Source organism: Clostridium estertheticum (assembly GCF_026650985.1).
Taxonomy (GTDB): Bacteria; Bacillota; Clostridia; order Clostridiales; family Clostridiaceae; genus Clostridium_AD; species Clostridium_AD estertheticum_C.
This window is the reverse complement of the sequence record NZ_CP086239.1, coordinates 2,646,115-2,669,322: the sequence shown is the minus strand read 5'-3', so window position 1 is coordinate 2,669,322 and position 23,208 is coordinate 2,646,115. Positions and strand designations below refer to the sequence as shown.

The window sequence follows — 23,208 nt, the reverse complement described above, 5'->3', positions numbered from 1 at the left end:
ATCATCTGATAGATGGATAGTAAAATGTAATAAATATATGAATATAATAAAGAAAATTATTTAGTTACACTGTGAATTTTGAATTTTTATTTTTAAATTCTGCTAAAATAAAAACAACTAAAGGTATTATGACTTCAAAGGAAAAAGAATAATACGGCCATATATCTACAGTCCAAGATGACATTTCCATGGTACTTTTGTAAACAAAAAAAGAGAAGGCTAACATCAGAAGAGCTACAGGTGTTGCAATAAATTTGTAATCATCAAATCCAAAAAATTTCGATATTCCATTGCAAACTGCAAAAGTACATATGCTTATTTTAACAAATACACATACTAAAAATTGAATAACTACTGTTAGTTCAAGTCTTTGAAGAAAGTCACCTAGATTAATGAGGGTTGTTACCATGGGGGTAGGAAAATATACTCTAGATATGGTGTTACTGCCCAATACTAAAATATCACCTAATGTCGCAAAAAATATAAGCCCTCCACCTATGAGTAAGCCTACTATAAATATTTTTTTATAACTTTTAACTTTAGATATATTTGAAAATACCATTGTAAAAACTACGGTTTCACCAAAGGGATAAGAAAAACTTGAGAAAGCACCCTTTAGAAGTGGTGTTACACCATTGTTTAGTATTGGTTTTAATCTACTTATGTTCATTTGTGAAAGACACAATACAAAGATAGTTAAAAATATTATAAAAACAATCCAAATGAAAAACTCAGACCATTTTCCTAAGACTTCAATACCCGCTTTTAAACTCCATATAATTAGTATAATAAAAAAAAACATAGGTACCATGGAGGCCACTGAAAAAAGCACTCTTTTTTCAGTAGAGTTTTCAAATTTGAATAGAAAAAGCATGAGGAATCCATATTTTTGGATATCTCATGCTTTTTCTTTTATAATTAAGTTTTAAAAGCCCTATTTCATGCTTTTCAACTTAATTATTCTCTTTAGATTCACAGTGAAGATTGATAATGCACCTTGCATTTGCATGCTAATTAAGCCTGACGATATTGCTACATCATAGCCATGTTGGTGCTTAAGTTCACTATTTTTAGCCTCTATCATATAACGCTCCCTAGCACGTTTTTTAAAATATTCACTTTTTTCGAACTCTATTTGATCTTTGTGGGTATTTGACTTTATTGAAACTGAATAAGTTTTAGATTTAGCGCCTTCTTTATAACACCCATCTTTATGAACACAATTTTTACACTTTTCTACATTAAAATAGTAAGTTAACACTTGATTTTTACCAACATTCTTCTTTCCCTGTTTTGCTTTTTTAATAGCCATATGACCTGCCGGACATACAAATAAACCAGCATCTTTATTAAACTCAAATTCATCTTCTTTTTTTCGCATTCCTTGTGAAATTACAGGATTTAGTTTTGAAATTAATGCAATTTTATTTTCTTTTGCATATTCTAGATTTTTCTTTTCAGAATAAGCTGTATCTCCAATTACTTCATTAACATCTATACCAGCCTCACGGCTTTTTTCTATTAAGGCTATGAGCTCCTTTCCATCACTTTTTTCGCCAGTTGTAATAACAGCTGCTGTAATTAAACGTTCTTCACTCATAGCAAGGTGTGATTTATATCCAAAAAAAGAACTATCCTCAGTCTTATGCCCCACTTTTGCATCCTCATCTTTTGATAGTTTTAGGTTTTCTATGTCATCATTAAAAGCTTCGGTTAAGTAGTTTAATTTAGTTTTCACAGTTGGATTTGCTACAATTTCTGGATTCTTGTTTATGCTATCAATTAATAATTTGCAGTACTCAAGAATATCTTCAAGTACTCCATTTGTAACTTTATTCGGCAAATCTTCTTTTATCTCAGGATGTACTCCGTACAATGTTTTTCTTAAATTTTTTGCACGTTTCAATAATTCTTCTCCTGCTGATTTTTGGTTATAACGTGACTTGGTATGCGTAGCATCAACTATTATTGCTTTGCTTTTTAAAACTCCCTCTTTTATAGCAAGTTCTACAGTCTTGTTTATTAATAAATCTAATAAATTCATGTCTTTAAGGCGAAGCTTTCTAAATTTAGTTAATGTACTTGAGTTTATTAAATTTGTTTCTTCTGGGGCTAAATTCAGAAAATATTTAAATGACATATCATAAAGAGTTCTTTCAACAACATCTTCATCAGACAATTCATATATTACTTTCAAAAGCAAATATTTAAATAGCATTATAGGGTTAATAGCACCTCTACCCATAGATGAACTATAGTTAATAATCAATTCGTCATAAACAAATGAAAAGTCAACAAGGTCATTAATTTGCTTTAAAATGTTATCTTTCGGAATAATTAACGAATATAAGCTATGGTATGTATTTATTTTTATTTCCAATTGTCCTTTTAGCATAATAGTTTAGCCCCTTTTATTTTATTCTACTATACTAATTCGACATATCTTTTAAAATTCCTTTTTGTTTTTAGTCTTTTACATAAAAAAATCGCCATCTTTAATTCGATGACGATTTTTCATATAGTTTTTCAGTGGCCTCGTACCATGGGCGGTGTATCATTGAATATTAAAATATTGGTGAATTCTGACATGCTTCTAAGAATTAAGGCTCCATCATGAAAGGCAAACAATATCATTAGTATACTTATAATTTTGCCTATCCACTTTCCCATAATGATTTGAAGGATATCAAATAAATCATTTCCAGGATATAAGGATAAGATTCTAGAAAACATAAGTAATAATATAATAGACCATGAAATAGCAATAATTATTGAAATCCAGGCATCTTGTTTTGCCTGGATACCAGATCCGTTTAAAAAAGAAGTTCCAATTATGAAAAGTATTATAAGTATTGTAGCTTGTCTTTCAGAAATGGCTTCATTCTTCATTTATACCTCCCGTATTATTTATTGTAATTATAACAGTAAATAAGAAGATTAGTCGTTTAATGAACTAGTGTAAAATAATTATTTAGTTACAATCGTAGTAGATGAACTTCTACATTTAATCTCCGCTGAAATAAAAATAACTAAAGGTATTATAACTTCAAAAACAAAGGCATAATATGGGTATACATTGAAAGCCCAAAATGACATTTCCATGGTGCTTTTGTGTAGAATAAAAGAGAAGCTTAACATCAAAAGAGCTACAGGGGTTGCAATAAATTTGTAATCATTAAAGCCAAAAACCTTTGAAATTCCATTGCAGACTGCCAAAGTACATATACTTACTTTAACAAAAACACATATTAAAAATGCAATAACTACTAAAATCTCAAGCCTTTGAAGCATAGAACCTAGGTGAATAAGACTTACTACCATGGTGGTAGGGAAATATATTCTAGCTATGGTTTCACTACCTAATACTAAAAGGTTTCTAATTGTTGCTAAAAATATAATTCCTCCACCTATGAGCAAACCTACTATAAATGTTTTATTGTAATTCTTAATGTTAGATACATTTGAAAACAACATTGTAAAAACTACTGTTTCACCAAAGGGAAAACAAAAACTTGATAAAGTACCTTTTAGAAGCGGAGATATACCATTGTTTAATATTGGCTTTAATCTATTTATGTTTATTTCTGGTATTAAAAATACAGTTAAAAATAATGAAATTATTAGCACAATCCAGATGAAGAACTCGGACCATCTTCCTAAAACTTCAATACCAGCTTTTAAACTCCATACAATTAGCATAGTTAAAAAGATCATAGGCATTACCACTGGAGTATCTGCGAATATTAAAATATTAGTGAATTCAGATAGGTTTCTAAGAACCAAGGCTCCAAGGTGAAAGCCAAACCATATCATTAAGATACTTATAATTTTACCAGCGAATTTTCCCATGACAATTTGAAGAATATCAAATAAATCTTTTCCAGGGTATAAAGATAAAATTCTAGAGTATATGAGTAATAATATAATAGAACATAAAATAGCAATAATTACTGCAATCCAGGCATCTTGTTTTGCAGCGCCTCCAGATCCTATTAAAAATGTACTTCCAATTATGAAAAGTGTTATAAGTATAATACCTTGTCTCTCAGAAATATTCTCATTTTTCATTTAAGCCTCCTACAATATTTATTGTAAATACAAATAGTAAAAATACTAATTGCTTTTACCAAATATTGAAACTACAATATTTTTTATCATATTAGATGGACTTGGTAGCTGTATTCCTAAAGATAGTAAAATACTAATTATCATTGAAAATATAATCAGAGTAAAATAAAGAATTGTTTTACCCCTGTTTTTTTCTTTTAATAGTGGAACAGTTTCAAGAAAAATTATTATGATATAAAAAGTTATTACAAGTAAAAACATTTCAAATTCTCCTTTAATTATTGAACTATAGAGATAGGCTTAATCGTTTTATTACTACCCTTTATTTGCACATGTACGTTGACTATAGTCTTCATATTTGTAAAAATGTCTTTTCTATTTTCCTTAAAATCTTTACTAACTTTTGGCTTTTCTTCATTAAATTTTTCTCCAAAGCCTAAAACATCGCTATTATAATCCTTTTGTAATTTACTAATTAAATTCTGTATCTGAGACCCGATTTTTTTTTCTGCTTCATTCTGAAGTGTTTCTAAGTTTTCTTCTTTCATGAAATCTTTAGTACCTTGAATTTCATGTATACTTAAAATTGGGTAAACATCTATTATCATTGATACTGATCCATTGTTATAAATGGGGGTTAATTTAGTCCTATTATCATTTAGTTCTAAGGTTACGTTGGTGTTTGAACCTGAAATGTTTATTAAAGTAATTAACCCTTGTTTTATTTTATTTTTAATCATAAGCATATAGAGAGTTTCGTCTCCATTTATATACCCAACAAGCTTACCTGATTTGAAAATAGCACAACCGTCTACAAGGGGGAGAATATTGCCATCACTAGGTTTATTTTCAACTGTAGTTACTGCTTCGGACTTCCCGGGGGATGATAATCCATCTATAAACGACCATATCATTGAATTAGTAAATTTAGAAAGAACTTTCCATGAATTCATAGTATCGTCAAGATGAAAAGAAGTTACTTCATTAATCTTAACCTTAGTCTTTAAAATTTCAGAAGCTGTATTACCTTTTGCTATTAATAGCCACATATCTGGTCTAACGAAATTGGATCTATTAGTCCAATCAATTGCAGGAATTATACCTTCCCTTGCTATGGAGTCACTTATTATTACAACCTTCGAATCACTCCAAAAAAGCCTTAAACCAGTCTTTTCTATTGTATCTCTAACTGCACTAAATACACTGTCACCTTCAGTTGTGAAAATCTGAGAACTAATAATTGAAGATACTCCTTGAGCTTGCGTGGTTATAACCTCTGTTGTGAGTATATATTTATTTGTTACCATATCTTTATCTAATGCCATACCAGCTACTATTGCTAAGGTATCTATCTCTCTATAGTTCCAGCATCCACATAATATAATTGGGCATATAACTATAATAAAAATTATGGATACTATTTTTTTTATCATTTAAATGCCCTCTTTCATCTTTTTTTCATACGTTTCTTATTCTTTGTGAAATTCTTTGGTCTTAAATGCATATCCCACCAGGGGGACCTAATTATCGTATCTTTTACATCTTGTTTAGAAAAAGAAGGGACGTTACTCATATAGGGTATACCAAAGGAACGTATAGACATCATGTGAAGTACTATACCCATTACACCAAAAATGTAACCATATAAACCTAGAAAGGAAGATAATAATAAAAAAATTATCCGTATCTCAACTATTCCCAGAACTTGAGGTAGCATAAGGCTTGCAATTCCAGTTATAGCAGTAATTATTACTACAGGGGCGCTCACTAGTCTTGCGTTAACAGCAGCGTCACCAAGCACTAGAGTGCCTACTATAGTAATTGCTCCTCCAATATATTTAGGCATTCTAAGACCTGCTTCTTTAAGTATCTCAAAAGTTATCATCATAATCATAGTTTCTACAATTGAAGGAAAAGGAGCGCCTTTTCTTGCAGAATATATACTTATAAGAAGTGGAGTTGGAATAAGTTCTTGATGGAAGGTGACAAGTGCAACATATATGGCTGAAACACTAGTACCAATAAAAAAGCATAACCATCGTAGTAATCTGACAAATGATGAAAATAAAAAATTGTCATAATAGTCTTCATTGCTCTGAAAAACTTCAACAAAGATAGTTGGAAGAGTCAAAACAACAGGACTTCCATCGCATAAAACAGCAAACCTGCCCTCAAGAAGTTTACCTGCTACCACATCAGGTCTTTCTGTATTAATAATAGTCCTAAAGGGCGAATATGGAGCATCCTTAATAATTTCTTCTATATAACCAGAATCTAAAATACCATCAATATCAATATTATTAAGCCGCATCATGAGTTCTTCATGTATAGGTTCTTTTGCTATGCCCTCAATATAACATACACATATTTGAGTCTTAGTTTGTTTCCCAATTCTCATGAATTCAAATTTTAAGTTAGGATTAATAATTCGCCGCCTAAGAAGTGTAAGGTTTAAATTCATAGATTCGGTAAAGCCTTCACGCGGCCCCCTAACTATAGTTTCTGATTGGGGTTCTGAAATTGCTCTTGTTTGCCATCCGATAGTATTTATAGAAAGCACCTCAATCAAACCATCTATAAAAAGCATAGTTTTTCCATATATGATTCCATTAACAATATCATCTACAGAAGAGGTTTTTTTGTTGTCTGCGGTTAAAAGTACTTTTTGTATTAAAATGTCAATAATGTTACTATTGTCACTATTAGACATATCACTTAAGAAAAGTGGTTTTATAATATCCTCATTAATTGCTTGTAAATTTGCCATCCCATCAATATATATAAGCATACAGTTGATTTTAGTAGGTTTTCCAACCAATAACTCTCTATATACCACTGTTGTGTCGTTAATAAAAATATTTTTGATTATATTAATATTTTTTTCTAATGATTGTGTTAGTTTTACATCTGAAAAGTCATTTGTATTCATAAATTAAACATCCTTTATATTATAATAACTAACTGTATATATATACTTTATCCAATTCCTAAATGTTTTAGTCACAGATATATATATATCAAATAGATTTAATAGCTTCAGAAGTATTCATTAAAATAGATTTAGTTAATATACTTAATAATGAAAGTTAATCATTAGGAGGTAGCTTATGTATGGGGAATAAGTATACAACAAATGAAGTACTCAATACTTCGCTACCGGTAGTTGCGGAGATAACAATATATACATTAATGTCTATATTTGATTTAATGATGATAGGGAGATATGGTGGAAATATAGCAGTAAGTGCTGTGGGGTTAAGTAATAATTTAACAAATGCATTTATAGAAGTATTTATTTCGGGAGGATTTTGTATAAGTATTGTTTCACTAGTTTCTAGACTAGTAGGTGCTGGGCAATATAAAAATGCTGAGAAATTTTCGTCATTAGGATTTATATTAGGAATTGGGTTTTGTTTAATTATTACAATAGTAGTTTTTTTCTTTGGTAAAGAGCTTCTTTATTTACTTGGGGCTAGAAACGAAATACTTAAAATAGGATATTCATATATAAAGATAAATTCTGTAGCCTTATTTTTTTTCATGAGTATGAGGCTTTTAAATTCTATTTTAATAGGATATGGGAATACTTTCATACCATTTATATGTTCTTTAATTGTACTTTTTATAAAGATTATTTTGAATTATTTACTAGTTTTTGGTATCGTGTTTAATACAAGGGGAATAGATGGGTCAGCCATAGCATCTACAGTTGCCTATTTATGTGGATTTGTTTTTTGTTTTTATTATACTGTGTTTAAATCACAAGTTAAGTTTAAACCACTCTATATTTTTTCTGTATGTTTTAAAGATATTAAAAGAATACTAATACTAGCTATTCCATGTTCAATGGAAGAGGCAGCGTTTAGTATTAGTAAGCTTATGTGTGTTGCTGTTATAATTAAATCTGGGAGTATTTCATTTGCATCTGATGAAATAGCTAATATGATAGAAGGGATTTCAGTTATGCCAAGTATTGGTTTTGGCATTGCGGTTATTACTCTAGTGGGTATTAATGTCGGAAAAAGAGATTATAAACAAGCAAAAAAAGCCGCGTTTAACTGCGCATTTTATGCAGTGTTTATGATGAGTATATTTGCAATAATATTCTTATTTATGCCAAATTTTTTAGTGGATTTATTTGTAAATAATAATGAGAAGAGAGTTGCTTATTTAGCAGGAAAGTGTCTTGCAATTGGAGCAGCAGAGCAGCCGTTTATAGGCTTATCATTAGTATTTGCAGGAGCACTAAAGGGGATAGGTGATGTAAAGAGCCCATTTTTAATTAGCTGCTTTACAAGTTGGATTATAAGGTTACCATTAACATATTATTTTATTAATGTTTTAAATTCCCAAGTTACAGCGGTTTGGTGGATAACTGCATTTCAATGGGGAGTAGATGCACTACTTATGTTTATTTTCTTTGAGTATAAATTCAATAAAGTAGCAGATGTTTCGAACCGTATTTCCTTTTATAGTGAATAAAGGAGCTTGTTCTTTAACAAACTCCTTTTAAAATATTAATTAAACCTTTTTTATTTAATAGGCTTGTTAGTAAATCCATCAATGCAAGATACAAGTTCAGCTATTTCAGGCTTGCTAAGTTGAGCATCTGCACCAACTGCTTCACCTTTATGTTTTAAATCACTTGTAATTAGTGAAGAGAATAAAATAACTGGCAATTTTCTTAGAATAACATGTTCTTTAATTCTTCGTGTTAAAGTATGGCCATCCATTTGGGGCATTTCAATGTCAGTTATAAGAACTTGGACATCTTTCGTAAATTCAATTCCTTTTTTTGAAACTAAATCCAATAAATAATCTAAAGCTTGCTTTCCATCATTAAATATTTTTAAGTTAACAAAGCCGGCTTTAATAAGAGTATCATTTAATAATTTTCTAATTAAAGGAGAATCATCGGCGAGTACTAGCTTAACGTTAGACCTATCCTTATAATCTATATCAACGATTCTGTCCTCACTAATTCCAGTAGAAGGGCTGATATCGGTGACTATTTTTTCGAAATCTAACATTAATATTATTTTATTGCTTAAAACAATATTTCCTATAACTAGTGAATTAGTAGATATATCATCTGGCTTTGTTATTTGTTCCCACTTAATACGGTGAACACCTACAATACTATCAATACTAAAGGCCACTTCGATTTTATTAAATTCACAAAGAATGATCGGTGATTCAATTTCGTTTTTATATTTTTTCTCTAAAACGTATCTTAAGTCAATTAAGGTTATTATTTTATCTCTATACAGTGTAAGTCCTGCTATGGCAGGATGTGATTCAGGGAGTTTCGTCAAATTGTTTGCATTTATTACTTCTTTAACTTTTATAATATTGATTGCATAAAATTTATTGTTTATAATAAATTCAAGTATTTCAACCTCGCCAGTTCCAGATTCTAAGAGTATATTATTAGTATTCATATTTTCCCCCACTTTCAAATAGATATAAAGATAGTATTTCATAAAAATTATATGTACTTAATATCTCGAACAAAACTGATATAACTTTACGTTTAAATGAAAACTCGAATTTAAAATAATAAAATAGAATATAAAAGTGAAATTCTTAAGCTAAATATGGTAAACTGTATAGTACGTAGAAAAATGTTAACAGCATTATTAGAGGGTGAAGTAAATTTGATATTAAATGGCGGATGGATAGAAACTACAGAAGGTATGCATACATTTATATTGTGGGGCGAGAGTGGCGAAACTAAGTGTACAAGAAGAGGTAGGAAACCTAAAAATGCACTTCCACTATATGAAAAAATGTCTTCAGTTATTGAACTTAGAAGTATTATTAAAGATCAAGCGGTAGACATAAAACATGGAAAGTATAAATACGATTTTGAATCTAAGGATCTTCTTAAGAGAGAAATTAGGGGGATTGCTTTTAATAATTTAGATGCATTCGATATGATTTTAAATATAGATAAAAACAACCTTTACGAAATTGAGTTATCAGGGGAATTAAAGTTTTGGATTATAGTAGCTAAATTCACAGCTGAGCTTATAATAAAACATAAATATTTACCATCATTAACTATTGATCGGGTAAATAAAAAAGTGAATTCTCAGTGGAGATGGCATACAAGTGATCCTAAGTATATTGATAAGAAAAAGATCTTATGCAGCAATATGCCTGCAACTTGTAAATCATATTTTGACCTAGAAAATCAAGAATTTGTATACACAAATGCTACTAAATTGGTAAGCAATTTTATGGATTCTATGATTGATAGTATGGTTAGAAGTAGTTGCACTGGTATAAACAATGAGACTAATAATTTAGAGGATGGTTTGAGTAACTTAAGTAGTAATTGGATGTTTTCTCTTTTCTCAGAATTACCGGAGATGCCTACTTCCACAAGTGATCAGATAAAAATGCTAAAGGAATATAAGAAATGGATAGAACCTATAAAAATTAAAAATAATAACTTTAAATTTCGAACATGTTTTAAGGTTAATCCACCAAGACGAGAAGAGGATTGGACAATAGAGTATTTGCTTCAAGATAAGGATGATCTTAGCCTTATGTTACCAGCAAAAATGATTTTTGAAGAGTCTGTTGATACAATAACATATTTGAATAAAAAATTTAATAACCCACAAGAGAGGTTACTTGAGGATTTAGCAGTAGCATCAAAGATATTTATTCCTATTGAAAGGAGTCTATACGATTCAGTGCCAATAGAATGCAAGTTATCTGAGGAGGAAGCCTATTCATTTTTAAGAGAATCAGCTTATTTTTTGAAGGAGAAAGGGTTTGGTATTATTACACCAGCTTGGTGGAAAAAACCTTCGAGGCTTTCTGTTAAATTAAAAGATAAAAACCATACTACTAATACTAATTTAGCGGTGAAGAGTACATTTAATATGGATACTATTCTTGAATATGACTGGAGATTGGCATTAAATGGAAATGAAATAAGTGAGAAAGAATTTGATAAAATATCAAATTTGAAGGTGCCATTTATCCAATTAAGGGGTCAGTGGGTACAGGTTGATATACATCAAATTAAGTCGCTTTCTAAGATGAAAATGAATAAGGGGCTTAATGGAAAGATTCCAATGGGAGAATTATTAAGACTTAACTTAAGTGATGAGGAAATAGTTCCTGGAGTTAGTGTTGATAATATGGATAATCAAGAGGCTGTTGGAAATTTTTTTGAAAAGTTATTTAATTTAAATAATATAGAGCAAGTTAATATTCCAAAGGGGTTTAGGGGTACTCTTCGTGAGTATCAAAAAAGAGGTTTTTCATGGTTAACATTTCTTAGAAACCATGGTATAGGGGCTTGCCTTGCTGATGACATGGGGCTTGGAAAAACAGTACAAAGTATATGCCTTATGCTTTATGAGCGGGAAAAGGGTTTAACTGATAAACCAACCTTAATAATATGTCCCACATCTGTTGTAGGAAATTGGGAAAGAGAAATTGAAAAGTTTGCACCAGGTCTTAAATCTGCAATTCATCACGGAAATAGCAGATGGAGTTATGAAAACTTTAGCAAAGAAATACATAAAAATGAGGTTGTTATTACAACCTATGCGCTAATAGTAAGAGATCGGGTTTTATTTCAAAAGGAAGAATGGGCAGGGATTATATTAGATGAAGCACAAAATATTAAAAATAGTGCGTCAAAACAAACTCAGTATATAAAAACACTTAAAGCGGAATACAAAGTTGCATTAACAGGAACACCAGTTGAAAATAGACTCTCAGATTTGTGGTCTATTATGGACTTTTTAAATAAAGGATATCTATACAATTGGTCAACCTTTAGAAGTGAGTTTGCAGTCCCAATAGAGAGGGATGGAGATCCTAAAAAAAGTAATAAACTGAAAAAAATAATTTCACCATTCGTATTAAGAAGGCTTAAAACTGATACAAACATTATTCGCGATTTACCAGAAAAAATTGAGACGAAGGAATATGCATCTTTAACAAAGGAGCAAGCTACTTTATACCAAGCTGTAGTAAAGGATTGTTTAAGTAAAATTGATGACTCTGAGGGGATTCAAAGGAGAGGACTTATTATTTCTTCATTAACAAAATTCAAGCAAATCTGTAATCATCCCGTACAGTTTTTAAAGGACAATGGCGAGATTGAAGGTCGATCTGGAAAACTTGAAAGGTTACTCGAAATGCTAGAAATTGTTATTGCAGAAGGGGATAGGTCACTGGTATTTACTCAATTTGCAGAAATGGGACACATTTTGGAGTCAGAAATTGAGAAGAAACTAGGAGTAAAAACATTGTTTTTACATGGAGGAACGAGCAGAAAGAAAAGAGAAGAATTAATCAATATATTTCAAAATGACAGCGGTGAACCTATGGTATTTATATTATCATTAAAAGCTGGAGGACTTGGTTTAAATCTAACAAAAGCTAATCATGTGTTTCACTTTGATAGATGGTGGAACCCTGCTGTAGAAAACCAGGCAACGGATAGAGCTTTTAGAATAGGGCAAGTTAAAAATGTGCATGTGCACAAATTTATATGCATGGGAACTCTTGAGGAGAAAATAGATCAAATGCTAGAGCGTAAACAGGCACTTGCTGAAAGTGTAGTGTCAACAAATGAAAATTGGATATCAGAGATGAGCAATAGGGAGCTACGAGAATTATTTATATTAGAACATAACAATAAAGAATAAAATTCACAGATAACAATTAAAGCGAGTTTTTAATAGTTGTTATTTGCATAGATAGAGGCAAGGAGATGTAACTTCGTGACTGGAAGAATAAGAAATGAATTTGGTAGTAATTGGTGGTCTAAAAAGTGGAATAATGCAATTTCTAGTTTTACCGAAAGTTCGACGATTGACAGTGGACGCGAATGCGCAAGAGATGGCAATGTACTGAATTTAGATTTTTGCATAGGAGAAATAAATGCAAGAGTTCAAGGCAGCAGTGAAGATCCCTATAAAGTAAATATAAAAATAAGTGCGTTTACAGAGGATCAGTGGAAAAAAATTATGAATGTTATGGTACAAAAGGCTATCTTTTGCGCTAAACTTTTAAATGGAGAAATGCCAGAAAACATAGAGGAAGCTTTTAAAGAAGGAGGGGTAACTCTTTTTCCTAAAAAACAAATACATTTAGTAAGTGAGTGTTCATGCTCAGATGTTGCAAATCCATGCAAGCATATAGCTGCAGTTCATTATATGCTTGGAATTGAATTTGATAAAGACCCATTTGTAATTTTAAAGCTTAGAGGCATGGATAAAGAGAATTTTTTGAAAGCACTCAGAACTTTAAGAAGTGGAAATGAAGGCGAACAGGTCAAGAGAAAAGCAAAAATACATCGTAGGTCAAGAAAAACTATAGAAGATTTAAAACGAGAATTTGAAAATTTTGATAGAATAGATGAAGATGTGTTAAATATGACATTTTCATATATAACACCAGAAGTTAAACATGAAGTTATAACGACACTTGGGATTCCCGAATTTTGCATGAGTGATGATGAGTTTAAATGTAAAATGACGGTGGCATATGAGAGCACTGAAGAGGAAACAAGGAAGTATTTAAGCAGAAAGTAAGTATTGATGTATTATCATCATTTAATGGGTAAAGTCGCGAGGAGAAAAATCGTATGAAAAAACTAATAAATTTAACTAAAGGTAATAGAGTGTTATATATCGTAGCAATAGTTTCCATAGCAGCAGCTACATTTATAGCAATGCTTGAGCCTTTGATTATAAAAATAACAATAGATTCAGTAATAGGTAATAAACCAATGGATGTTATAAAACCTCTGCAAGATATTATTATGGCAGTAGGTGGCAAAGAAGTACTTATAACAAATTTATGGGTTTGTGCATTAAGCCTTGTAACATTAACATGTATAAGAGGTATTTTCTTATTCTTGAGTGGGAATTTTTCAGCTAGGGCTGCTGAAAATATATCAAGAAATATGAGAGTGAAGCTTTATGATCATATTCAAAATTTGCCATATGAGTATCATGTGAAAGCAGAATCAGGAGATCTCATTCAAAGATGTACATCGGATGTGGAAACCGTTAGAAAGTTTTTTGCAACGCAAATGGTGGAAATAGGAAGGGCATTTTTTATAGTAGTATTTGCAATAATAATGATGTTGTCACTTAATAAGAAGATGACGATTATTGCCATGGTAATAGTACCAATTATTTTTATATTTTCATATGTGTTTTTTTATAAAATTAAAAGTACTTTTGAAAAAGCAGATGAACAAGAGGGTGTTCTAACAACTATTCTTCAAGAAAATTTAAGTGGAGTTAGGGTTGTAAAAGCATTTGGAAGACAGAGTTTTGAAATTGAAAAATATGAAAAAGAAAATAAGAAATATAGAGATTTAAATTTCAAATTAGTAAAACTAGAATCAGTTTATTGGTCATCATCTGATATACTTTGTATGACTCAAATTGGTCTAGTTTTAGTTTCGGGTATTTATTTTGCAGTTAATGGAGTAATAAGTCTAGGTACTTTGGTGGTATTTAATACCTATGAGGGAATGTTATTGTGGCCAGTAAGGCAGCTGGGTCGCGTTCTAACTGACATGGGTAAAATGTCAGTTTCACTTAAGAGGATATCTAAGATCCTCGATACTCCAGTTGAAAGGGAAGAGGGAAAGGCTCTTAAGAGTGAGATCAAAGGAGAAATGATTTTTGAAAATGTGTGCTTTGAATACGAGGAAGGTAATGAAATTCTAAAAGATTTAACTTTCAAGGTTGCGAGGGGTGAAACGGTTGCAATTGTTGGGCCAACGGGTTCAGGTAAGTCATCACTCGTACATCTATTATTAAGGCTTTATGACTATAATAGTGGGTCTATAAAAATTGATGGAATAGAACTTAAGGATATTGAAAGAAAACATATGAGAAGTAATGTAGGTATAGTGCTTCAAGAACCCTTTCTTTACTCAAGAAGTATAAAAGAAAATATTAAAATGGCAAAGATACACTCAGAGGATATAGAAATCTATAGTGCAGCTAGTGTAGCTGCTGTGCATAATGTTATAACGACCTTTGAGAAGGGGTATGACACTGTTGTTGGAGAGAAAGGTGTTACACTTTCAGGAGGACAAAGGCAAAGAGTGGCCATAGCAAGAACACTTGTTAAAGATATGCCAATACTAATATTTGATGATTCATTAAGTGCAGTTGATTCTGAAACTGATAGAATCATAAGGGGAAAACTAAAAAAGAGGAGTGAAAACAGTACTACATTCATAATTTCTCACAGAATTTCAACAGTAATGGATGCAGATAAAATAATAGTATTAAATCATGGAAAGATTGAAAACATAGGAACCCATGAAATGCTTATTAAAGAAGAAGGTATTTATAAAAGAATATGGGAGATACAAACAAATATTGATGATTTTACGGACGATGCGCCAGTAAGTTATGAGTAAAAGGCAGGTAATATTATGGATAGAATAGATAAACGTAAATCAACTCAAAAAATAGATATAGGTATATGGAGAAAACTTTTTAAATATCTGTCAGAATTCAAAAATGGACTTATTTTTTTAGCACTTCTAATGGTTGGAGTGGCAGGTATTGACGTAGTAATGCCGCTACTGACGAAGTATGCAATCGATAATTTTATAGTTAAGAAAACTATAGATGGGCTTCCCATATTTGCATTAGTATATTTTTGTGTTATTGTTTTTCAAGGATTAAATGTAAGATTATTTATAATACATGCAGGCAAAATAGAAACACACTTGGCCTATCATATAAGGAAAATTGGTTTTAAAAGGCTTCAAGAGTTATCTTTTTCATATTATGATACATCCTCTGTGGGATGGCTTATGGCAAGAATGACCTCGGATGTAACAAAACTTAGTGAAATAATATCATGGGGACTAATTGACATGGTATGGGCACTAGTTATGATGGCTGGATTCATAGGAGTAATGCTTTATAATAATGTAGGATTAACTCTTATATGTATGAGTGTGGTACCGGTTCTATTTTTAATAGGAATGTATTTTCAAAAGAAAATCCTTAAATCATATAGAGTTGTTAGAAAATTTAATTCACGTTTAACCGCGGATTTTAGTGAAGAGGTATCTGGGGCTAAAACTACTAAAACTCTTGTTCGTGAAGAAGAAAACTTAAAAGAGTTTAAATTAGATGCAGGTAAAATGAGAAACTCATCGGTGAAAGCTGCAGTATTTTCTGCTTTATTTCTACCTATAGTTATATCTATGGGTAGTTTAGGTGTGGGTTTTGTTTTATGGATAGGTGGGGAAAAAATTATAGCAGGTGATTTATCTTATGGAACTTTTGTAATGTTTATTGCCTATACAGTTCAGTTTTTTGACCCTATAAATCGTTTAGCTGGAACAATTGCAGAACTTCAGAATGCACAAGCATCTGCAGAAAGAATTATAGGTTTAATAGAAACAAAACCTGATATATGGGACAGTAAAGATGTGATAAAAAAATATGGTGATTTATTTGATGCAAAAAGAGAAAATTGGGAAAAAATACATGGGGATATAGAATTTAAGGATGTATGTTTTACATATAAAAATGGAGAAAAGGTGTTTAAAAACTTTAACTTAAAGGTTAATAAAGGTGAAACTATAGCGCTAGTTGGAGAAACAGGTTCTGGCAAAAGCACCTTAGTAAACTTACTTTGTAGATTTTATGAACCTTCTAGTGGGGAAATATTAATTGATGGTATAGATTACAGAAAAAGATCATTATTATGGCTTCAATCAAATATTGGATATGTGCTTCAAAGCCCACATCTATTTAGTGGAACAATTAGAGATAATATTATATATGGTAAACTTAATGCATCAATACTCGAAATTGAAAATGCAGCAAAGCTTGTAAATGCTCATAATTTTATAAGTAAACTTGATAAGAAATATGATACGCAGGTTGGTGAAGGTGGAGGCAATTTGTCAACAGGAGAGAAACAACTTATATCCTTCGCTAGAGCAATACTCGCAAATCCAGCATTGTTTGTCCTCGATGAGGCTACATCATCTATAGATACAGAAACAGAAAAAATGATACAAAATGCTATAGAAAAGGTTCTAAAAAGTAGAACTAGCTTTGTAGTTGCTCATAGACTTTCAACCATTGTATCTGCTGATAAAATTCTTGTTATAAGAAATGGGAATATTACGGAGTCAGGCAACCATAGAGAGTTATTAAAGAAAAAGGGGTATTACTATAGCCTTTATACAAATCAGCTCTTAGAGGATAAGGAAATGGAGAGTAAAGATATATTATCTTAAACGTGTCGTTAAATGAAAATTACAAGGGACGGTTAGTAACTTATATTAAAGTTATTAACCGCCCCTATAAACTTTAACCTTTAGTTAACATGGACTTAACTTACGTCAAGTAATATAAAATTGACAATATATCCAATCTTATCTAAAGGGGTTGTATCCATGAATGTAAATTTAAAAAAACAAAAGGTGATAATTACAATATCTAACATTTTTACAAGGGTTAAAAATATTTCCATTCCTATAAAAATCATTTTAATAGTAGCTGTGACCTTAGTTTTTTTTATGGTTATAGAAAATGCAATTATATATAGGGTTACTTATAATAAAATGGTAAGCACTAATAAACAAAATATGAAGTTAGTGTCTAATGAGGTATATGAAAATTTTATAAATCTGATAAAATTACAAACTAGTGATGTTGAAAAAAATGCATTAAATGGTGATGTTATTGGAGTTGTAAAACATAAAAATGTTACGCAGCGGGATGAGTTTAAAATAAAATATAAAGATGAAATTGAAAAAATGACAAATAAGTTAAAGACATATGCTAAAAGCAACAAGAGTGATGAACATGAATTCATTGCAGATAAAGATGGGATAATTATAGTAGATAGTGATGAGGAATATTTAAATAGTGATTTAAGTCAAAATGATTATACAAAAAGTGCCTTGAGGGGTGATCCTTCCGTAAGTTCAGTATATACGTCCGTTGTAAATTTCAAACCAGTAGTTACATTTGCACAACCAATTAAGGATGAAAATAATAATGTAATAGGAATAGCTGGTAAAAGTGTATACATAGACTACTTTTCTCAAAGATTTGATAAGTTTAAATTCTTAGACGATGGATTTTTGTTTGTAGTGGATAGTTCTCAAAATATAATATATCATCCAGATAAACATAGTATTAATAAAAAACTGGATATTACTGAATTGATAAGCATAACTAAGGATAAAAATAATTTTAAAAGGAGTGATATGAAGGAGTTTACATATAAGACAGGTAAAGATACATTTAATGCGTTTTATATTAGTGTACCTGAGCTTAAAAGTTTAGTGGTTTTAACAGTAAATGAAAATAATATGAAAAGTGCTTCAAATACAATAGGAAGACTTATAGTGTTAATGACTTTTATAATGCTTCTAGTAATGGTACCTTTATGTTATATATGTATAAGGAAAATTCTGAGACCAATGAATATCCTTGTGAAAAATACAGTAGAGATTTCAAATGGAAATCTTGCAGTTGTAAACATAATAAAAAGCAATGATGAAATTGGTAAACTAGGCTTAAGTTTTAATACTATGACGCAAAACATTAAATCCTTAGTTTATGACGTAGCGAAGGTGACAGAGGAGCTTTTACATATTAATAAGGTTACGGGTACAGCTCAGCGTAATATAGTAAATGGAATGGAGATAATTACAGAGAATACTCAAATGGTATCTAATGACACAAATAAATTAACTAGTGTAATAAATTCAAGCGTAAGGTCTGTTGAAGGTATAACTAAAAAGGTACAAAGCATAAAAGAACGATCTACAGATATGTATTTAAAGGCTGGAAACATTAAAACTATTAATAATTCAAATATAAGTTCAATCACTAGTCTAAAACATATAAATAAAGAAAGCACAAATAAATTAAATGGAGTAAATAAATCATTCAAGGAATTATATACAGATTTTATGGGTATTAAAAATATCGTAGATGTTGTAAATGACATATCTAAAAGAACTCATATATTATCTTTAAATGCATCAATAGAAGCTGCAACAGCTGGAAAGTATGGTGCTGGATTTAGTGTGGTTGCTAGAGAAATTAGAAGCTTATCAGAGGGTATTGGTGAGCAAATGAGTAAAATACAAGATATAGTTAGTAGTGTAAATAATAATATGTCAAGGACTGAAATTAGCATAGGTGAGGTAAATAGAGTTTTTAATGAGCAAGATAACGCTATAAATGAAACTATTTTAAGTTATCAAAAGGCGTTAAGATCTACAGAGGATATAGTATCGTCAATTGGCAATATTGATCTTAGTATTGATGTTTTAAATAATGAAAATACAAGCGTTATAAATACACTTAAAGAAGTAAATATTATTTGTGGGGAGTTTACAGATTCTGTTGGGAAAATAAGTGCTGTAATTGAAAATCAATATGTTGAAACTAAGAATATGGACGGTTTAGTACTACAATTAGAGAATTCAACTAATGAACTTAGAGTAAAAATGAATAAATTTACGTTATAAAAATATAAAGACAGAAAAGGATATATATTTAAAAGTAGCCTTAAGTAATAATCGTTTACAACGATAATATAGAGACGATTGTTAAGGGGGATACAACTAATGAAAAAAGCGAATAATAAAACAAAAGGTTTGAATATTAAAACGAAACTCATAATAGTTACAGGAATGTTATTACTTATACCTGTAATTGCATTAGGCTTAATAAGTTATAAAGTCGCCAAAAATGAACTTGAAGATAGCGGAAAGGTTTTACTTAAAAATAGTGTGGAAATGACACTTATGGTTATTAGTGAAAATCAAAAACTTGTAGATGAGGGAAAACTAACGCTTGATGAAGCTAAGGAAAGAACACGTGAGTATATGTTAGGTAAAAAGCAAGCAGATGGTACAAGACCTATTAATAAAAAAATTAGTCTTGGGGAAAGTGGTTATTTGCTAGCGTATACAAAAGATGGTGTAGAAGCTGCACATCCTACCCTAGAGGGTAAGAGTGTAATAGATGTTAAGGATAAGAAAGATGGATCTTACTTTGTTAAGGAGCAAATTAGAATAGCGAATAACGGTGGGGGTTATTTAACATACTTCTGGACACCAGCTAATTCCGATAAAATTGCGAGTAAAATAACTTACCAAAGGGTGGATCCTAATTGGGGCTGGACTGTTAGTGCAGGGACTTATACAAATGATTTTAATGTTGGCTCAAACAAAATTTTAGGTACTACACTTCTTGTACTTTTAGCTGTGCTTGTTTTAGGAGGAGCAGTTATTATATTATTTGCGGAGCATATATCCGCTCCAATTAAAAAGATTGGTAAGGCAGTAGATGTTGTAGCTTCAGGTAATTTAAGTATTCCGGATTTAAACATAAAAAATAAAGATGAAATTGGGAAGCTAAATGAGTCGTTCAATAGAATGGTTAAAAATGTAAATGAACTAATAAGTTCTGTGAAGGATTCTGCTACTGTTGTATTTGATTCATCTCAAGTGTTAGATGCCATTGTCGACGAAAACACAGCATCAATTAATGAGGTAGCAGCATCCGTTGATGAGATTGCAAGAGGATCAAGTGAACAGGCGTTAGAGACACAAAATGGAGTTAGTAGGGTTAAAATTTTAGCAGATAAAATAGAACTTGTAACAGCACTTTCTGTAAAAACTAATGATGTAACAGAGGCAACGGTTGATATAGGAAATAAAGGATTTTCTGCATTTGAACTGCTTCAAAAAAAATCAGATGAGAATAGTAAGGCATCAGGAAGGGTAAGTGATATAATACTTGAAGTTGATAGAAGTTCTATAGAAATTGGAGCAATAACCCAGGCAATTAGTCAAATATCAGAGCAAACAAATTTATTAGCATTAAATGCCGCTATAGAAGCTGCAAGAGCTGGTGAACAGGGAAAAGGATTTGCAGTAGTTGCTGAAGAAGTAAGAAAGCTCGCTTCAGAGTCTGCTATATCTGCTGCAAAAGTTAGAGAACTAATTGAAGGAATACAAAAAAAATCGAAAGATGCAGTTTTAGCAATGGAAGTTGGAAATGTAATAGCAAAAGAACAAAGTAAATCTGTAATAGATGCAAAAAGTATATTTGTACAGATTCTAGAAGCTATAGGTAAGATTTCAGAGGATATGAAAAGTATTAAAGGATATAGTCTAGAAATGGAAACAGAGAAGAATGTGATAATTGAAATTTTAGAAACTCTCTCAGCTTCAACAGAGGAGAATTCAGCTGCGACTCAGCAGGTTGCAGCTACAACAGAAGAGCAACTAGCAAGTATAGATCAGATTGTTTCACATACGCAAGATTTAAAGAATCTGGCAGTAAAGCTTACAGCGGCAGTGGACGAATTTCAGGTTTAGGGTATAAACAAAGAGGAAACCAAATAAATATTGGTTTCCTCTTTTATTATATATTATTTAAAATTTTGGCTTAATCTTTCTATAACACGGTTTTCACCCATAGCTTGCATTACTTCATGTAGATCTTGAGTTTGTGTCTTATTAGTTAATGCAACTCTTACAATTGTCGCAACATCTGATAATTGACCTTTAAATAACTCTGGATTTTTTTTATAAGTTTTTGCGTTTTTGGCATATCCAAGGTTTAAAGCAAGTTCTTTAAGTGTTGCAAACCAAGTATCATTATCATGAGAATAATCATATACACCTATATAACTTGAAAGAACACTTCTTACCTCATCCATTGGTATATGATCAGGGAAATTGTATCCATTAGTAAGGCTATCTTTATAAAGATCATCAAAGAAATACTCAATATGTTCTTTTACATCTAACCATTTAACAAAATCTTTTCTTGGCTTATCATTTTCTCTTTCTATATTAAATATCTTTTTAGCATATTCTTCATTATCTATTAATAAATTTGACATTTTAACATCATAATCTTTAGCCCAATTAAGATAAAGTTCATATACAGTAGCTGCATTCATGGTAGCTATAACATTTTTACTAATATCGTTAAGTTTCAAAATATCAAATAAAGCTCCACTTTTGCTCATGTTTTCAAGGGTAATATTAAAGCTTGTGCAAGGAATATTTGCGTGTGTATCCCTCCACTCTTGAAAATCAGAATTAATTAAATTTACAAGATATTCAGCTACAGATACAAAAGGATATCCTTCAGATTTATAAAAGTTCATGGAAATTTCAGGGTCTTTTCTCTTGCTGAGCTTACGTTTTGAAGTTCCATCCATTTTCATAATTGTAGGTATATGAGCATACTGCGGTGGCGTAAAGCCCAACATTTCAAACAACTGCAAATGTATAGGGAGAGATGAGAGCCACTCCTCGCCACGAATTACATGGGTTGTTCCCATTAAATGATCATCTATAGCATGAGCAAAATGATATGTTGGAATTCCGTTTGTTTTAAGAATTACAATATCTTGGTCATTTTCTGGCATACTTATGGTCCCTTTAATTAAATCATTACAAACAACTCTTTTGCCAGATGATTCAGGTGCTCTAAGTCTTATAACATAAGGGGTGCCCTTAGTTAATTCAGAATTAATTTCATCCATTGTTGAATTCCTGTGAATTGCCCATTTCCCATGATATCCTGTATTAATTTTAAGTTCTTGTTGAATTGTTCTTGTTTTATCCAAATCTTCTTCAGTGCAAAAGCAAGGATAAGCTAAACCTTTTGATATTAGAGATTTTACGAAAGCGTGGTATATATTAATTCTATCACTTTGTTTGTACGGTCCATATGCACCTTTCTCATTATTAGAATCTATAACGCCTTCATCAAAATTAATTCCAAAATCTCGAAGAGTGTTAGTACTATCTTCGATGGCACCAACTACCTCTCTTTTTTTGTCAGTATCCTCTACTCTAAGATAAAATATACCTTCACTTTGATGAGCAAGTCTTTCAGATATGAGAGCAGCAAAGACACCTCCTAGATGTTGAAAACCAGTAGGACTTGGGGCATATCTTGTAATCATAGCATTAGGTTTAAGATTACGTTTTGGGTAAAGAGTTCTATAGTATTCTGGAGTTTCTTTTACGTTAGGTAATAATAAATCAGCCAGTTTTAAATAATCCATATTAATCATCCTTTCTTATGTAAGTATTTTAATTTAAAATAAAAA

At 30.9% G+C, this 23,208-nt stretch carries 16 protein-coding genes; 7 read left to right on the top strand and 9 right to left on the bottom strand.

What is annotated here, in order from left to right; all coding sequences use genetic code 11:
* Positions 1-64: 64 nt before the first annotated feature.
* The 7 genes from LL038_RS12745 to LL038_RS12715 form a co-directional block, all read right to left on the bottom strand.
* The gene (locus tag LL038_RS12745; protein ID WP_268055863.1) at positions 65-874 is read right to left on the bottom strand and encodes a GerAB/ArcD/ProY family transporter; all 810 of its coding nucleotides are present in this window, start codon (positions 872-874) and stop codon (positions 65-67) included.
* Positions 875-934: 60 nt separating this feature from the next.
* Positions 935-2,395: an IS1182 family transposase gene (locus LL038_RS12740; RefSeq protein ID WP_216128210.1), complete on the bottom strand. Its 1,461-nt coding sequence runs from the start codon at positions 2,393-2,395 to the stop codon at positions 935-937.
* Positions 2,396-2,526: 131 nt separating this feature from the next.
* Positions 2,527-2,889 (bottom strand): GerAB/ArcD/ProY family transporter, encoded by a 363-nt coding sequence (locus LL038_RS12735; protein WP_216120070.1) that lies wholly within the window; start codon positions 2,887-2,889, stop codon positions 2,527-2,529.
* A gap of 78 nt (positions 2,890-2,967) precedes the next feature.
* The gene (locus LL038_RS12730) at positions 2,968-4,068 is read right to left on the bottom strand and encodes a GerAB/ArcD/ProY family transporter (RefSeq protein WP_216120071.1); all 1,101 of its coding nucleotides are present in this window, start codon (positions 4,066-4,068) and stop codon (positions 2,968-2,970) included.
* A 45-nt stretch (positions 4,069-4,113) separates the two neighbouring features.
* Positions 4,114-4,329 (bottom strand): hypothetical protein, encoded by a 216-nt coding sequence (locus LL038_RS12725; protein WP_216120072.1) that lies wholly within the window; start codon positions 4,327-4,329, stop codon positions 4,114-4,116.
* Positions 4,330-4,346: 17 nt separating this feature from the next.
* Positions 4,347-5,501 (bottom strand): Ger(x)C family spore germination protein, encoded by a 1,155-nt coding sequence (locus LL038_RS12720; RefSeq protein ID WP_216120073.1) that lies wholly within the window; start codon positions 5,499-5,501, stop codon positions 4,347-4,349.
* A gap of 14 nt (positions 5,502-5,515) precedes the next feature.
* Complete coding sequence (locus LL038_RS12715) at positions 5,516-6,997, bottom strand: spore germination protein (protein WP_216120074.1); 1,482 nt, start codon at positions 6,995-6,997, stop codon at positions 5,516-5,518.
* A gap of 182 nt (positions 6,998-7,179) precedes the next feature.
* Here LL038_RS12715 and LL038_RS12710 point away from each other — a divergent pair, with 182 nt between their 5' ends.
* A complete protein-coding gene (locus tag LL038_RS12710) occupies positions 7,180-8,550 on the top strand; it encodes an MATE family efflux transporter (protein ID WP_216120075.1) in 1,371 nt (456 codons plus the stop codon).
* Positions 8,551-8,600: 50 nt separating this feature from the next.
* Here the strand turns inward: LL038_RS12710 and LL038_RS12705 are convergent, their stop codons facing one another.
* The gene (locus tag LL038_RS12705) at positions 8,601-9,509 is read right to left on the bottom strand and encodes a chemotaxis protein (RefSeq protein WP_216120076.1); all 909 of its coding nucleotides are present in this window, start codon (positions 9,507-9,509) and stop codon (positions 8,601-8,603) included.
* A 183-nt stretch (positions 9,510-9,692) separates the two neighbouring features.
* Between LL038_RS12705 and LL038_RS12700 the strand changes: the two genes are divergently transcribed.
* From LL038_RS12700 to LL038_RS12675, 6 genes are all read left to right on the top strand, one after another.
* Positions 9,693-12,749, top strand: a complete 3,057-nt coding sequence (locus tag LL038_RS12700; protein WP_268055862.1) for a DEAD/DEAH box helicase — start codon at positions 9,693-9,695, stop codon at positions 12,747-12,749.
* A 75-nt stretch (positions 12,750-12,824) separates the two neighbouring features.
* Positions 12,825-13,637 carry a hypothetical protein gene (locus LL038_RS12695; RefSeq protein WP_216120078.1) on the top strand — a complete coding sequence of 271 codons (813 nt, stop codon included), beginning with the start codon at positions 12,825-12,827 and terminating at the stop codon, positions 13,635-13,637.
* Positions 13,638-13,690: 53 nt separating this feature from the next.
* Positions 13,691-15,493 carry an ABC transporter ATP-binding protein gene (locus tag LL038_RS12690; protein ID WP_216120079.1) on the top strand — a complete coding sequence of 601 codons (1,803 nt, stop codon included), beginning with the start codon at positions 13,691-13,693 and terminating at the stop codon, positions 15,491-15,493.
* Positions 15,494-15,508: 15 nt separating this feature from the next.
* The gene (locus LL038_RS12685; RefSeq protein WP_216120080.1) at positions 15,509-17,341 is read left to right on the top strand and encodes an ABC transporter ATP-binding protein; all 1,833 of its coding nucleotides are present in this window, start codon (positions 15,509-15,511) and stop codon (positions 17,339-17,341) included.
* A 159-nt stretch (positions 17,342-17,500) separates the two neighbouring features.
* A complete protein-coding gene (locus LL038_RS12680; RefSeq protein ID WP_216120081.1) occupies positions 17,501-19,594 on the top strand; it encodes a methyl-accepting chemotaxis protein in 2,094 nt (697 codons plus the stop codon).
* A gap of 99 nt (positions 19,595-19,693) precedes the next feature.
* Positions 19,694-21,454: a methyl-accepting chemotaxis protein gene (locus LL038_RS12675; RefSeq protein WP_216120082.1), complete on the top strand. Its 1,761-nt coding sequence runs from the start codon at positions 19,694-19,696 to the stop codon at positions 21,452-21,454.
* 53 nt (positions 21,455-21,507) lie between these two features.
* On the opposite strand, the gene gltX is transcribed toward LL038_RS12675, so the two are convergent.
* Complete coding sequence (gltX, locus tag LL038_RS12670; RefSeq protein ID WP_216120083.1) at positions 21,508-23,163, bottom strand: glutamate--tRNA ligase; 1,656 nt, start codon at positions 23,161-23,163, stop codon at positions 21,508-21,510.
* Between the last annotated feature and the right edge of the window lie 45 nt (positions 23,164-23,208).

Excerpts from the sequence above, each read along its gene's own strand:
- LL038_RS12725 (WP_216120072.1), bottom strand. The coding sequence starts at position 4,329 with ATGTTTTTACTTGTAATAACTTTTTATATCATAATAATTTTTCTTGAA.
- LL038_RS12690 (WP_216120079.1), top strand. The coding sequence starts at position 13,691 with ATGAAAAAACTAATAAATTTAACTAAAGGTAATAGAGTGTTATATATC.
- LL038_RS12745 (WP_268055863.1), bottom strand. The coding sequence starts at position 874 with ATGCTTTTTCTATTCAAATTTGAAAACTCTACTGAAAAAAGAGTGCTT.
- LL038_RS12735 (WP_216120070.1), bottom strand. The coding sequence starts at position 2,889 with ATGAAGAATGAAGCCATTTCTGAAAGACAAGCTACAATACTTATAATA.
- LL038_RS12740 (WP_216128210.1), bottom strand. The coding sequence starts at position 2,395 with ATGCTAAAAGGACAATTGGAAATAAAAATAAATACATACCATAGCTTA.
- LL038_RS12720 (WP_216120073.1), bottom strand. The coding sequence starts at position 5,501 with ATGATAAAAAAAATAGTATCCATAATTTTTATTATAGTTATATGCCCA.
- LL038_RS12710 (WP_216120075.1), top strand. The coding sequence starts at position 7,180 with ATGGGGAATAAGTATACAACAAATGAAGTACTCAATACTTCGCTACCG.
- LL038_RS12675 (WP_216120082.1), top strand. The coding sequence starts at position 19,694 with ATGAAAAAAGCGAATAATAAAACAAAAGGTTTGAATATTAAAACGAAA.
- LL038_RS12705 (WP_216120076.1), bottom strand. The coding sequence starts at position 9,509 with ATGAATACTAATAATATACTCTTAGAATCTGGAACTGGCGAGGTTGAA.
- LL038_RS12730 (WP_216120071.1), bottom strand. The coding sequence starts at position 4,068 with ATGAAAAATGAGAATATTTCTGAGAGACAAGGTATTATACTTATAACA.
- LL038_RS12700 (WP_268055862.1), top strand. The coding sequence starts at position 9,693 with ATGTTAACAGCATTATTAGAGGGTGAAGTAAATTTGATATTAAATGGC.
- LL038_RS12680 (WP_216120081.1), top strand. The coding sequence starts at position 17,501 with ATGAATGTAAATTTAAAAAAACAAAAGGTGATAATTACAATATCTAAC.
- LL038_RS12685 (WP_216120080.1), top strand. The coding sequence starts at position 15,509 with ATGGATAGAATAGATAAACGTAAATCAACTCAAAAAATAGATATAGGT.
- LL038_RS12715 (WP_216120074.1), bottom strand. The coding sequence starts at position 6,997 with ATGAATACAAATGACTTTTCAGATGTAAAACTAACACAATCATTAGAA.
- gltX (WP_216120083.1), bottom strand. The coding sequence starts at position 23,163 with ATGGATTATTTAAAACTGGCTGATTTATTATTACCTAACGTAAAAGAA.